Origin of the sequence: Agarivorans sp. Alg241-V36, assembly GCF_900537085.1 — a bacterium.
Lineage (GTDB): Bacteria > Pseudomonadota > Gammaproteobacteria > Enterobacterales > Celerinatantimonadaceae > Agarivorans.
The window spans coordinates 559922-572220 of record NZ_UNRE01000002.1; the positions used below are offsets into that span (position 1 = coordinate 559922).

General features: G+C 44.5%; 11 protein-coding genes and 7 tRNA genes. 12 read left to right on the plus strand and 6 right to left on the minus strand.

Features of this window, described 5'->3' with window-relative positions; genetic code table 11:
* Window positions 1–78 precede the first annotated feature (78 nt).
* Both G6R11_RS07030 and G6R11_RS07035 read left to right on the plus strand, forming a co-directional pair.
* Window positions 79–801, plus strand: coding sequence for an ABC transporter substrate-binding protein (locus tag G6R11_RS07030; RefSeq protein ID WP_163132364.1), 723 nt, complete (start codon window positions 79–81; stop codon window positions 799–801).
* Between the two features lie 91 nt (window positions 802–892).
* On the plus strand, window positions 893–1828 hold the full coding sequence (locus G6R11_RS07035) for a homocysteine S-methyltransferase family protein (protein ID WP_163132365.1): 936 nt from the start codon (window positions 893–895) through the stop codon (window positions 1826–1828).
* Between the two features lie 12 nt (window positions 1829–1840).
* On the opposite strand, the gene G6R11_RS07040 is transcribed toward G6R11_RS07035, so the two are convergent.
* On the minus strand, window positions 1841–2716 hold the full coding sequence (locus tag G6R11_RS07040) for a LysR family transcriptional regulator (RefSeq protein WP_163132366.1): 876 nt from the start codon (window positions 2714–2716) through the stop codon (window positions 1841–1843).
* A gap of 169 nt (window positions 2717–2885) precedes the next feature.
* Between G6R11_RS07040 and G6R11_RS07045 the strand changes: the two genes are divergently transcribed.
* Window positions 2886–3809 carry a DUF1989 domain-containing protein gene (locus G6R11_RS07045; RefSeq protein ID WP_163132367.1) on the plus strand — a complete coding sequence of 308 codons (924 nt, stop codon included), beginning with the start codon at window positions 2886–2888 and terminating at the stop codon, window positions 3807–3809.
* A gap of 66 nt (window positions 3810–3875) precedes the next feature.
* Window positions 3876–4214 (plus strand): hypothetical protein, encoded by a 339-nt coding sequence (locus tag G6R11_RS07050; RefSeq protein WP_163132368.1) that lies wholly within the window; start codon window positions 3876–3878, stop codon window positions 4212–4214.
* A gap of 394 nt (window positions 4215–4608) precedes the next feature.
* Here G6R11_RS07050 and G6R11_RS07055 read toward each other — a convergent pair.
* From G6R11_RS07055 to G6R11_RS07075, 5 genes are all read right to left on the minus strand, one after another.
* Window positions 4609–4684: transfer RNA gene (locus tag G6R11_RS07055), tRNA-Val, on the minus strand.
* 48 nt (window positions 4685–4732) lie between these two features.
* Window positions 4733–4808, minus strand: a tRNA-Val gene (locus tag G6R11_RS07060).
* Between the two features lie 48 nt (window positions 4809–4856).
* Window positions 4857–4932 (minus strand) — tRNA-Val (locus G6R11_RS07065).
* Between the two features lie 47 nt (window positions 4933–4979).
* Window positions 4980–5055, minus strand: a tRNA-Val gene (locus G6R11_RS07070).
* A gap of 146 nt (window positions 5056–5201) precedes the next feature.
* A tRNA-Val gene (locus G6R11_RS07075) sits at window positions 5202–5277 on the minus strand.
* A gap of 229 nt (window positions 5278–5506) precedes the next feature.
* Between G6R11_RS07075 and gltX the strand changes: the two genes are divergently transcribed.
* From gltX to G6R11_RS07115, 8 genes are all read left to right on the plus strand, one after another.
* Window positions 5507–6994: a glutamate--tRNA ligase gene (gltX, locus tag G6R11_RS07080; protein WP_163132369.1), complete on the plus strand. Its 1488-nt coding sequence runs from the start codon at window positions 5507–5509 to the stop codon at window positions 6992–6994.
* A gap of 611 nt (window positions 6995–7605) precedes the next feature.
* Window positions 7606–7917: an STAS domain-containing protein gene (locus tag G6R11_RS07085; protein WP_163132370.1), complete on the plus strand. Its 312-nt coding sequence runs from the start codon at window positions 7606–7608 to the stop codon at window positions 7915–7917.
* Window positions 7917–9614, plus strand: a complete 1698-nt coding sequence (locus G6R11_RS07090; RefSeq protein ID WP_163132371.1) for a fused response regulator/phosphatase — start codon at window positions 7917–7919, stop codon at window positions 9612–9614. Before G6R11_RS07085 ends, G6R11_RS07090 begins: the two co-directional genes overlap by 1 nt.
* Window positions 9615–9756: 142 nt before the next feature.
* A tRNA-Ala gene (locus tag G6R11_RS07095) sits at window positions 9757–9832 on the plus strand.
* A 21-nt stretch (window positions 9833–9853) separates the two neighbouring features.
* Window positions 9854–9929: transfer RNA gene (locus G6R11_RS07100), tRNA-Ala, on the plus strand.
* 130 nt (window positions 9930–10059) lie between these two features.
* On the plus strand, window positions 10060–10461 hold the full coding sequence (locus tag G6R11_RS07105; RefSeq protein ID WP_163132372.1) for a hypothetical protein: 402 nt from the start codon (window positions 10060–10062) through the stop codon (window positions 10459–10461).
* A gap of 134 nt (window positions 10462–10595) precedes the next feature.
* The gene (locus G6R11_RS07110) at window positions 10596–11288 is read left to right on the plus strand and encodes an iron-sulfur cluster assembly scaffold protein (RefSeq protein ID WP_163132373.1); all 693 of its coding nucleotides are present in this window, start codon (window positions 10596–10598) and stop codon (window positions 11286–11288) included.
* A gap of 11 nt (window positions 11289–11299) precedes the next feature.
* A complete protein-coding gene (locus G6R11_RS07115; protein ID WP_163132374.1) occupies window positions 11300–12295 on the plus strand; it encodes a GGGtGRT protein in 996 nt (331 codons plus the stop codon).
* The last annotated feature ends 4 nt before the right edge of the window (window positions 12296–12299 follow it).

Sequence of the window (12299 nt, forward strand, 5' to 3'; positions counted from 1 at the left end):
TAAAGCCAATTATTCGCAATAACTAAAGGAGTGAATTAAGCTTTAAATAAGTCACTCATAGGAATTGAAGACTTTCGAATGAAGCTGTTTTTGCTTGTAGCTCTGCTGTTTTGTTGGCCGATATATGCCAAGCCTCAATCCGACGTATCGACCTTGTATTTCACTAATCTTCCTAATAATTTTACCGCGTCTATTGGTGCAGAAGTGGTTAAGGTTGCATACCAAAAACTGGGTATTCAGGTCGAGTTTGTAGATATGCCCACTAAACGCGCATTAGTACAATCTAATGAAGGTAAGGTTGATGGTGAGATTCACCGGATTTGGAGCATCGCCGATAGCTACCCAAATCTAATCCGTGTTCCCACTCCGATTAATTATATAGACCAAGTGGTATTTGGTTCGATACAGAATGCAGAAATAAAACAGTGCGCAGACTTAGCGCCTTATTCCGTTGGCATAGTAAGAGGGGTGAAGCATGCTGAAGAATGCACTCGAGATCTTCCTCTTCAAAGGGTTTTTAACACTGACGTTAGGATGATGGCCTTGTTAAGTGCGCAAAAAATTGATTTTGCTGTTTCTTCTTGGGTTAATGGAATGTGGCTAAGAAAATCTATGAATATAGACAATGTTCATGTTGTGGGCCCTCCTATAAGTCGTCAGTTGCTCTATCACTATGTTCACAAGAAGCATGCTGATTTAGTCGATAAAATCGACGCTGTATTTCAAGAAATGCAAGAGAGTGGCGAGCTTGAGCTTGTTAGAAAGCAAGTCATTAATGAGCTATTAAAAAATGCGCATTGAGACTGATACCTCTTGCCTTTTACACTAAGCAAGGTGCCGGTAGTTCAGCTTTAAAGTGAGCAATAAATCCAAGCTAACTTAGGTGAGCATAGTGAAACACCAAGCCTTTTTCCCGCACCATCGCAATAAGCTGTTTGCTTGTTACACCGGACTAGAAACCGAGCTGGTTTATCGCCGTGGCTTCAATTTGCCCGGTTTTGCTGCTTACCCTTTGCTAGCTACTCCCAGTGATAAACTTTTGCTTGGTGATTATTACAAGCAACTAATCCAGTTAGCTAGCGAGTTGGGAGTGGGATGTATTCTTGATTCAGTGTCTTGGACGGCAAATCGAGACAGAGCAGCAGCTCTTGGGATCACTGTTGAGCAGCTGAAGCAATTCAACATAGAAGCAATAGAGTTTATTGCTGGTATTAAACGGCAGAATCCTGATGTGCCAATAGTATTGTCTGCGCAAGTTGGTCCGCGTGATGATGGTTATGCACCCAGTCATTTAATGAATGTACACCAAGCCTTTGATTATCACAGTGAGCAAATAGCGGTGTGTGCTAGCACTGAAGTAGATCTTATTAGTGCATTTACCATTTGTTACCCCGAGGAAGCGATAGGCATAGTTAAAGCTGCGAAAAAATATACGATGCCCGTAGCAGTAGCATTTACCTTAGAAACAGATGGTCGTTTACCTACGGGTATGAGTTTGCAAAAAGCCATCGCTATGGTTGATGCTCAGACAGACTCAGCAGTGCTTTATTACTTAATAAACTGCGCCCATCCGAGTCATTTTTCTCACATTTTAGATGGTGGAGCGTGGATGCAGCGCTTGCGTGGCTTGGTTGTTAATGCCTCTTGCTGTAGCCATCAAACACTTGAGCAAGCCACTGAGTTGGACGAAGGCAACCCAGCTGAATTAGGTAAACAAGTTGCTGAACTTCATCGTAGCTACCCCCAGCTCAATATTCTAGGCGGCTGTTGCGGCACCGATATGCGTCACATGAGGTCTATATTTGAAGCGGTGAAAGCGAGAGGCTAGTGCATTTTTAGTTTACTCAGCTAAAGCCTTTTTAAACCAGTTGATGATCGCTTGATGTACTAAACCCTGGCTTTTATTCGCGCGCCAAACTAACACTATTTGTAATGGTGTATTTAACTCATCGTTTACCGTTAACTTAATAAGCTTACCTTGTGATACTCGTTCTTGTAAGTAGTGCTCTGGGGCTACTAGCCAGGCTTGTTGGGCTTCGGCAACCGTGCTTGCAGCCGCTAATGTGTCTACCTTCCAAACATATGGCGAAATCTTTAATGACTCAAATAGCTCACTGCGAGCCAACAATACTTGCCGATGTTGCTGGAGGTGCTGAGTATTCACAACTTCTAGCTTTGTTAATGGATGGCTGGGCGAGCAAAAATAACTCATCTCTTGAGACCACAATGGCAAAGTGTGCAGGCTCCCCGCTAACTGCTGTTGGACTATAGCAATGCCTATATCGGCTTGGTCTTTCGCAATGCGTGCAATAACATCTTGGCTTAAAGCCTCGGAGATGGTGAGTTGTAAGTTGGGAAATTGCTCGCCAATTGAGTTTAAAAACTGTTGCTCCATTGGCAACCCGATTAAATCATCAACAACTAAAGTAAAGCTGCTTTCTAATTGAGGATTGTGTTGATTCGCAAGATTTTGTAATTGTTCACAACGCAGCAATATTTGCTCTGCTTCTGCGTATAGCGCTTCTCCTGCAGGAGAAAGTATTGGGTTGCGCCCCGAACGCTCGAACAATTCTACGTTTAAATCTAGTTCTAAGTTCGCAATGGCTGTGCTCACTGCCGAGTGGGCTTTTCCGAGCTTTCTTGCCGCAGCTGAAAATGAACCTAGATCTGCTGCAAGAGTAAAAGCACTCAATTGATTTAGATTAAAATTAACCATCTGTCTGTTTTTTTGAAAGGTATCTGACTTTGTTCTTTTAGATTAGCAGGTATATTAGCTAGCACAAGGTGAGTCACCGAGAACAAAGATGGTGATTAAAGGCTACTAGCCTAACTGCACTTGCAGGCAAGGATGCGTTTTAACTCAAACAAAATAGTGAGATAAAACCATGTCTAAGGCAATTGAATCAACTTATAACGAAGATGTTGACCCAGCTAAAACGTATGAGCGTAAAGTATCGCCAAATGTAAATTTTTATCAAAGTGTAAGAGCAAGCAAAGCAGAGGGAACTCGTAAACATGTTCGTGATGAAGTATTGCTGCCACATACAGGTGATGCGTATTTTGTGAAAGCAGGGCAAGTTATTCGTTTTGAGCAGCGCCCTAGCTTACATAATCATCGTACACAGATAATTGATGTTCATTTTGTTACGCCTAATCTAGAGCAATGGGGAGACCACTTAAACACATCGGCGGTAAATGGCTTGAATCAGCGTTTATATAGTGCAGTTTGGTCTCAAAGTGGCTTCATGGAAAAAATGGTGACCTTGGTAGAGGATGAATTCCCCTACGAAAAGCTACAAGACGAAAGCTGGAGTCATATCTTTTTTGCTGCACATTGTTGTCCTGAATGGCTGAACATGTGTTACGGCAAGGAAGGGAACGTAAACAGCTGCCAAGAAAACTTTATTCATGCCTTTGGTCGCATTCCAGCAATTGCGAATATCGAGAATATTGTTGAGCGCAGAGCGGTGATTAAACAGTTCGCAGATCGAAATGACATAAATATGTTCCAGCCGAACAAATTCTCACAAGACGAGCAAGGGATAACGCGCTGTATGCTAGCACCTTCGCCAGGAGTAGAGGACGGCGTTGGCTGTGAGTTTTACGCGGAAAAAGATCAATATATCGTAGTGAGCAACTGCCCTTATGCAGACCAAGCTTTGCCATATCCTGAAGCTAAACCTAACCCAGTTTACGTAAGCATTTTTGACACTGGTATTAAGCCTGAAGTGGGTCATTTAGGTGATATAGGTGGCTGGGAAGAAGATATCTATGCGCGCATCGCGACCAAAGACAATTCGATTAAGTAAGCATCACTATATTTAGCGCCGGGTCTACTAATCTGGCGCTTATCTTAACTCCAACTGGTGAATCGCATGAGTAGTTTCAAAACAACTAATACCATTAAGACCTTACCAACTGGTAGCTTGAGCAACATATTAGATACAAAGCTAAAGGTGTTGGCGGCCATAATGCTGTTGATTAGCCAATTACTAATCTTTTTGTTTCTGCCAATCGCTGGAGGGATTGGATGGATACTTGCGTTTTCAGCAATCGAAATTGCAAGTTTAGGTGCTAGCCTTTGGCTGGTGGGTGAAGTACTGTTTTTTTCTTCAATTGCAGTACTAGGAAAGCCTGTATTTCAAGTTATTAAAGTGAACTTGCTTAAGTTAATTCGCAATCCTAGCAGTAATGAAAGCGTTCAAAGTAATTAATCTAATGTATAAATTAGCGACTAATCTGCTTAACTTCCAAGCGTGTTCTAAAAGGCCTGCAAATAATGCAGGCCTTTCTACTATGGTGGTCGCAACGGTGCTTGAACCAGTGACCCTCGCCTAGCAAAGAGGAGGGCGATGCTCTCCCGTTCTTTGTGGCTAAGCGATAAGTCTGAGTTTATCGTTTAGTAGAAAGCAAAAAGGCCTGCAAGTAATGCAGGCCTTTCTAATATGGTGGTCGCTACGGTGCTTGAACCAGTGAGCATCGACTAGCAAAGCAGCCTAGCAAAGAGGAGGGCGGTGCTCTCCCGCTCTTAATGGCTAAGCGGTAAGTCTGAATTTACTGTTTGTCAGAAAGCAAAAAGGCCTACAAATAATGCAGGCCTTTCTAATATGGTGGTCGCTACTGGGCTTGAACCAGTGACCCTCGCCTTGTAAGGGCGATGCTCTCCCAACTGAGCTAAGCGACCGAATTTTTCCTACTAACAAACCGTTCATCGAACCATTTGCTTTAAATATGGTGGTCGCTACTGGGCTTGAACCAGTGACCCTCGCCTTGTAAGGGCGATGCTCTCCCAACTGAGCTAAGCGACCGAATTTTTCTTACTAACAAACCGTTCATCGAACCGTTTGCTTTAAATATGGTGGTCGCTACTGGGCTTGAACCAGTGACCCTCGCCTTGTAAGGGCGATGCTCTCCCAACTGAGCTAAGCGACCGAATTTTCTTGCTAACAAACCGTTCATCGAACCGTTTGCTTTAAATATGGTGGTCGCTACTGGGCTTGAACCAGTGACCCTCGCCTTGTAAGGGCGATGCTCTCCCAACTGAGCTAAGCGACCGAATTTTTCTTACTAACAAACCGTTCATCGAACCATTTGCTTTAAATATGGTGGTCGCTACTGGCTTAAATCTGTGATTCTCGCCATGTAGAGAGTAGGGCGATGCCCTTACCAACCACTAACACTAATTGTTTAGTGTTTAAATATGGTGGTCGCTACTGGGCTTGAACCAGTGACCCTCGCCTTGTAAGGGCGATGCTCTCCCAACTGAGCTAAGCGACCGTCTTGTGGGGGCGTATTATAGGGTGGTCTGCGTGTGTGTCAACGCAAATTTTAAGGAAACTGACTGCTTGCACAAATTCTCGTCAAAATGCTTATTTAGGCTGCTGTGTTGGCTAAATTGTTAGCAAATTAAGCATTGTTTGAGTGTGGCTCTTAGCTAGCGAATTTTGTTGGGTGTGGTAAAATCCGCGCCATTCAACTCGGTCAACTATTTAACTAGAGAATAAACATGACAGTTCGTACTCGCGTAGCACCTTCACCAACGGGTGACCCTCATGTAGGTACCGCCTATATCGCACTATTTAACTACTGTTTCGCTAAGCAACATGGTGGCGAATTTATTCTGCGTATTGAAGATACTGACCAAGCACGTAGTTCGCGTGAATCTGAACAAGCTATATACGACAGCCTTAGCTGGTTAGGTTTGAGCTGGGACGAGGGCCCAGATTGTGGCGGATCCGCTGGCCCTTACCGCCAAAGTGAGCGAAGCGATATTTACAAAAAATACGCCCAGCAGCTTATTGATGAAGGTAAAGCGTTTTATTGTTTTGCTACTTCTGAAGAGCTTGATGAAATGCGTAAGCAGCAAATGGCAGAAGGCCTACAACCTAAATATGATGGTCGTGGCTTAAAACTTAGCGCCGAAGAAATTGCCGCTAACCTGGCCGAAGGCAAACCTTACGTTGTGCGTATGAAAATCCCAGAGTCTGGCAGCTTTAGCTTTAACGACTATTTACGTGGTGACGTTGAGATCCCTTGGGAACAGGTAGACATGCAAGTGCTACTTAAAGCCGATGGCTTGCCAACTTACTTTTTGGCTAACGTTGTTGACGACCACCTCATGGGCATTACCCACGTATTCCGTGGTGAAGAGTGGCTAAACTCAGCGCCAAAACTGCTTAAGCTTTATCAAGACTTAGGTTGGGAAGCGCCGGTACTTGGCCACATGCCATTATTGCGTAACCCAGATAAGAGTAAGCTAAGTAAGCGTAAAAACCCAACCAGCGTAAATTACTACCGTAAGATGGGCTTTTTACCAGAAGCGATGCTTAACTACTTAGGCCGCATGGGTTGGTCTATGCCTGACGAGCGTGAGAAGTTCACGCTAGCTGAGATGATTGAACACTTCGATATGAAGCGTGTATCGCTTGGTGGTCCAGTATTTGATGTTGAAAAACTAAAATGGTTAAACGGTTTATGGATCCGCGAAGAATTAAGTGACGAGCAGCTAGCGCAACGCCTAGTGGAGTGGGCCTACAATCAAGAAACGCTAATGGGCATCATTCCTCAAGCTAAGGCGCGCTTAGATGTATTGAGTGACTTAGCACCGCTTGCAGGGCACTTTGTTTCAGGCATGCCGGAATATGCGCCAGAGCTACTTACTGGCGGTAAGCTAGAAGAAGAGCAAGTTCGTAGCTTGTTACAAATGTTTATTTGGCAATTAGAAGAGCAGCGTCAGTGGGATAAAGACACGGTATTTGCGGTAGCTAAGCAATTGTCTACTCACCTAGATGTTAAAATTCGTGACTTCTTAGAGCCGATTTTTGTAGCCATCACCGGTAAAACTAGCTCAACCTCGGTGGTTGATGCTATGGCTATCTTAGGCTCGGATATGAGCCGCGCGCGTTTGCGTTTTGCGCTTAGCCATATTGGCGTAAGTAAAAAACAAGCTAAGTCTTTAGATAAAGCTTACCGCGCCTATAAAGCTAGCTGGTAAGCCAGCAGATAAAACCTAAAAAGCCAACTCTTAGAGTTGGCTTTTTTTATTTGTTAGCGCAAATAGTTTGTTTATACCAATAACATGCTGCCACAGGCCGCAACTAGTAAACCTAGCGCCAGCAAGAACTGCAATTGAAGTCTAATACTCATCGTGTTCCTTTATTGTGCATCAGTAGTGAACTCATCTTGCCCCAAGCTCAGCAACGATTACCTTGAATTACCTCACAGTTTGTTTTTTAACCACGTTTTATGCGCTAAAAATCCTTCTTAGATCTCATTTATATTGCCTTTTAATGCCAATCTTGTAACCAAATTGACACAATGGCATAACATGCTGTAGGCCCTATTTAGGCTGTGCTGTTTAGGCCCATTTGTAGCGCCTTTATTTACAAATGACTTATTTATAAATAAAGGCTTAAGCAACTAGTATTTAGCTTTTTTTTTGCTATGGTGGTTGCAGGGTTAGTTTTGTGGATACAAACTAACAAACCATAGTTAAGCAAGCGCAAGTGTTTATAAAGCAAGGAAAGCTTTAATGCTTGCTTAAGGGCAAATACACTAAATTTAGGTTTCAGCATAAACCGATAGTGATCGTTACAAGGAGATTCGATGTCTATTAGTAGTCAGTTAGATCAAGATTCTGGGCAGCTTATTATCAGTGTGGCTGGCAGGTTCGATTATTCTCTACACCGTGACTTTAGAGCCTGCTATGAGCACATTTCAGTCGAGGGCATTCAGCTGATTCTTGACTTAAGCAGTGCAGAATACATGGATAGCTCGGCATTAGGCATGATGTTATTACTTAAAGAGCACGCCGAAAAAAGCCAAGCCGAAGCCCTTACTATTCGTAAACCTTCACCGGCGATTTTGAAAATTTTAGAAATAGCCAACTTCGATAAACTACTTAAAATCGAAAATTAGTGTTTGAAGTTGATACGCTAAGCTTTCTCAACAAGGCGGTTAAAGGCACAGCCCTTGTGGTTGACGATACCCGCATAAACAGGTTGTTGTTGGGGAAAATACTCAGTGATATTGGCTATCAAGTGGTATTTGCAGAACATGGTCAACAAGCGGTAGAGCTATTTAAACAACAAGATATTGATATTGTGTTCATGGATGTATTGATGCCAGTAATGGATGGCTATCAAGCAACTGCCGAAATAAAGCGTTTAAGCACCCAAAAATTCACTCCCGTTTTATTTGTGACTGCTCAAAATGATGTTGATGCGCTGGTTAAGTGCATAGCATGTGGTGGTGATGACATTTTATTTAAGCCGGTTCACCAGGCGGTGCTCAAAGCCAAAGCGCTTGGCTTTGAGCGCACTAAAGCCATTTATAATGAAATAAGCCGACTGCATAACCAACTTCAAGAAGAAGAAGAGCTCGCCGAGCGGGTGTTTAGCAGCGCCGTGGCTAACTCGCAATGTGCTGATCAAGAATTACTGGTCTCGCTAGACAGCGCTTCTACCTTTTCAGGTGATGTAATTTTTGCCGAATATCGCCCCAATGGCGATATTCATGTTTTGTTGGGCGACTTTACTGGGCATGGTTTGCGCGCTGCAATTGGAGCAATGCCAGTTGCCGACATTTTTAGAGGTATGACCCGAAAAGGCTACACTGGTGAAGCCATTCTTCGGCAAATTAATCGTCGCCTGCATCGCTTGCTTCCTACCGGTATGTTTATGGCGGGTATATTTGTGGAGCTATCGCTTCAGCAAAAGTCTTTAACGGTGTGGAATGGCGGTATGCCCGAGATGCTTATTTATAATGCTCAGCAACAAGCAATACGTGAGCGTTTAACTTCAGCATCAATTCCTTTGGGGATTCAAAACGAAGTAGAACTTAACCTTAAAACTCTGCCCTGGTTACCTTATGATCATGGGGTAATGCTAAGTGATGGGGTAACCGAAGCGCTTAGTGCCAGTGGCGAAATGTTTGGTGATCAGCGCTTGGCTAATGCTATCGCTAATAGAGCCGCACACCCCTCGTTTATTGCCAGTATTCAGCACGAACTGCAGCTATTTTGTGAGGGTGCCGAGCAACTAGACGATATTAGCATGGTCGAAATTCCCGATTTACTGAATAGGCCAAATCAACAATCTGCCAATACTTATAAAGCCGGTCCTTTAGCGGCAGGGCAGTGGAGCTGGGCGCTTGAATTAGACGCCACTAGCCTTAAAAAGTTTACTCCTATTCCATTACTGATGACGACTCTACAAGAGTTATCGGTACACCAAACCGACCGTAATATTCTATTTACCGTGGTTAGTGAACTGTTTAACAACGCTTTTGAACACGGCGTCTTAGGTTTGGATTCGGCAATCAAAACCTCGGCCAGTGGTTTTGAAGAGTATTATCGACAACGTAAGCACAAAGCTAAAGAGCTTAGCGAAGGGTCGGTGAGTATTGCCATTGAGTTTGATGGAAAGCAAACTCGCCAGTTCACTATTAAAGTGGCCGATAGTGGTAGTGGTTTTGAAGTGACAAAAGCCGCAGAGCAAAGCTCTGAACAGCAATATTCAGGTAGGGGGCTAGGTTTGCTTGAGTCTCTTTGCGAGAGTGTGGAGTTTAACTCACGAGGCAACAGCGTTACTGCGGTTTACCGCTGCCAGCATTAATAAACTTGCTTAATTTGCCTTGAATTGTTGGCTAAATGAGCAAGTGGCTCGTTTCTAGGGAAAAACGGTTGACACTCTAGTTCCCGCTGCTTAGAATTCTGCTCGCTTTCGGCAGATATTGTGTTGAAAGTAGTGTGACTTTGGGGCTATAGCTCAGCTGGGAGAGCGCTTGCATGGCATGCAAGAGGTCCGCGGTTCGATCCCGCGTAGCTCCACCAATTCACACCCTACCGTTTATCGGGGCTATAGCTCAGCTGGGAGAGCGCTTGCATGGCATGCAAGAGGTCCGCGGTTCGATCCCGCGTAGCTCCACCAATTTTCTCTTCTACTCTTATCCTGTATTGAGCAACTAACACTTAGTTGTGATTTTCTGTTTCTGTCTATTGTTGCTTTAAGCCGCTACTTACTACACTCAAAGTCTGATGTATTATATTGAGTACCGCTTATGTTTATCCGCAATCTTGGTTTACAGTGCTTATTGGCTGCTAGTTTAACTATTTTTACTTCTGCCTCTTTCGCCGAACCGCTCCCCACTCGAGACCAAGCTGCTCAAGCTTTAGCAGCTAGCTATAACCAACAACAACGGCAGTTCATGCTTGAGTCAGTTAACGCAACAGCCAGCGCGCAAGGAGACTTGGTTCACTATCATTTAACCTTAGCTGAGCAAGACTCTAGTGCTAAAGACATCGAATTATTGGCCCAACAAGTAAGAGCCGATATTTGCAAAGTAGACCAGCAGTCTTTGTATCGTGGAGTAAGAGTAAAACTGGTGATAAACCGCAGCAATGGCGAGTCGCTGTATCAAGCGATTCAAAGTGACAATGACTGCTCCCGTTTGCCTTATTAATACCGTCCCTTAGAGATTACTAAAGAACATCATCGTTAAAGTAGTTAATTGCTCGTAACTGAGCAATTGACCGCTTGCTTGTTTACTTATCGTCTATCCTCTTGATAAGACGTGTGAATTGAGGAGTGTTAAGTATGTCTTTTACCAATACCATCGAGTCGATGTGTCCTATTGCTCGCGGGCCAGATCATCAAAACTCACCCATCCCCATGGAAGGGAAATGGGTAAACGCCATTGAAGTGACCGACATCTCTGGCTTGTCTAATGGGGTTGGCACTTGCGCCCCACACCAAGGAGCAACCAAGGTATCGATTAACGTGAAAAATGGCATTATAGAAGAGTGCTTAATTGAAACGGTGGGGTGCTCGGGCATGACCCATTCTGCAGCAATGGCATCAGAAATCCTTACCGGAAAAACGCTATTAGAGGCGCTTAATACCGATTTAGTGTGTGATGCAATTAATGTAGCGATGCGCTCAATTTTCGAAAACCTCGCCTATGGGCGAAGCCAAACCGCTTTTTCTGAAGGTGGCTTACCCATTGGGGCTGGCCTAGACGATTTAGGCAAAGGCTTGCGCTCTCAAGTAGGCACTGCCTATGGCACCAGAGCTAAAGGGGCACGCTATTTAGAGCTTGCCGAAGGCTACGTTACGCGAATGGCCTTAGACGAAGACAACGAAATTATTGGCTACGAGATAGTACAAATGGGCAAGATGATGAGCGCCATTGCTGATGGGGTAGACGCCAATCAAGCTTTAGATGACAGTAAATCTCACTATGGACGCTTTGAAGACGGTGTTCAGTACGTTGACCCGCGAAAAGTTTAGGGAGTAACAACATGGCAGAATTTGAAGGAAAAGAGCGCCGAATTGAGCGGATCGAGCAAACTTTAGCGCAATACCAACTCACATCATTAGAAGCCGCGCGCGAGCTATGCCAATCACGTGGCTTTGATCCACACGATATTACCTTAACCACCCAGCCTATTGCCTTTGAAAATGCCGCTTGGGCCTACGTATTAGGTGGCGCGATAGCAATTAAAAAGCAAGATAAAACCGCCGAGCAAGCCGCGCTTTCTATTGGCGAAGCTCTGCAAAGTTTTTGTGTACCAGGCTCGGTAGCTGATCAACGTAAGGTGGGCTTAGGCCACGGAAACTTAGCCTCTCGTTTGCTTTCAACTCAGTCGGATTGCTTTTGTTTTTTAGCGGGGCACGAGTCTTATGCCGCCGCAGAAGGGGCAATTAAAATATCTGAGTATGCTAACCAAGTAAGAAGCAAACCTTTGCGCCTTATTCTTAATGGCCTTGGCAAAGATGCGGCTTATATGATTGCTCGGATGAATGGTTTTACCTACGTGCAAACCCAATTTGATTACCAAACGGGCGAATTGAATATCACCCGAGAAAAGGTATTTGGCAAAGGCCACCGAGCCACTATTCGCTGCTACGGCACCGATGATGTAGTAGAGGGTGTAGCGGTAATGCATCACGAAGGTGTGGATATTTCTATTACTGGTAACTCTACTAACGCTGCACGCTTTCAGCACCCGGTTGCTGGTACTTATAAAAAAGAGCGTTTACTACTCGGCAAAGAGTACTTTTCGGTTGCTTCTGGCGGTGGAACAGGGCGCACTATGCACCCCGACAACGTGGGCGCTGGCCCTGCCTCTTACGGGCTAACCGATACCATGGGCAGAATGCACTGCGATGCCCAATTTGCAGGTTCTTCCTCAGTGCCTGCTCACGTAGAAATGATGGGCTTGGTAGGTATGGGTAACAACCCTATGGTAGGTGCCAGTGTTGCGGTAAGTGTGGCAGTTGAGCAGTCGCAGTAATACG

What these genes read in the sequence shown, in the direction of transcription:
- G6R11_RS07115 (WP_163132374.1), top strand. Translation starts at nt 11,300, where the DNA reads ATGGCAGAATTTGAAGGAAAAGAGCGCCGAATTGAGCGGATCGAGCAA.
- G6R11_RS07030 (WP_163132364.1), top strand. Translation starts at nt 79, where the DNA reads ATGAAGCTGTTTTTGCTTGTAGCTCTGCTGTTTTGTTGGCCGATATAT.
- G6R11_RS07105 (WP_163132372.1), top strand. Translation starts at nt 10,060, where the DNA reads ATGTTTATCCGCAATCTTGGTTTACAGTGCTTATTGGCTGCTAGTTTA.
- G6R11_RS07085 (WP_163132370.1), top strand. Translation starts at nt 7,606, where the DNA reads ATGTCTATTAGTAGTCAGTTAGATCAAGATTCTGGGCAGCTTATTATC.
- gltX (WP_163132369.1), top strand. Translation starts at nt 5,507, where the DNA reads ATGACAGTTCGTACTCGCGTAGCACCTTCACCAACGGGTGACCCTCAT.
- G6R11_RS07045 (WP_163132367.1), top strand. Translation starts at nt 2,886, where the DNA reads ATGTCTAAGGCAATTGAATCAACTTATAACGAAGATGTTGACCCAGCT.
- G6R11_RS07110 (WP_163132373.1), top strand. Translation starts at nt 10,596, where the DNA reads ATGTCTTTTACCAATACCATCGAGTCGATGTGTCCTATTGCTCGCGGG.
- G6R11_RS07050 (WP_163132368.1), top strand. Translation starts at nt 3,876, where the DNA reads ATGAGTAGTTTCAAAACAACTAATACCATTAAGACCTTACCAACTGGT.
- G6R11_RS07040 (WP_163132366.1), bottom strand. Translation starts at nt 2,716, where the DNA reads ATGGTTAATTTTAATCTAAATCAATTGAGTGCTTTTACTCTTGCAGCA.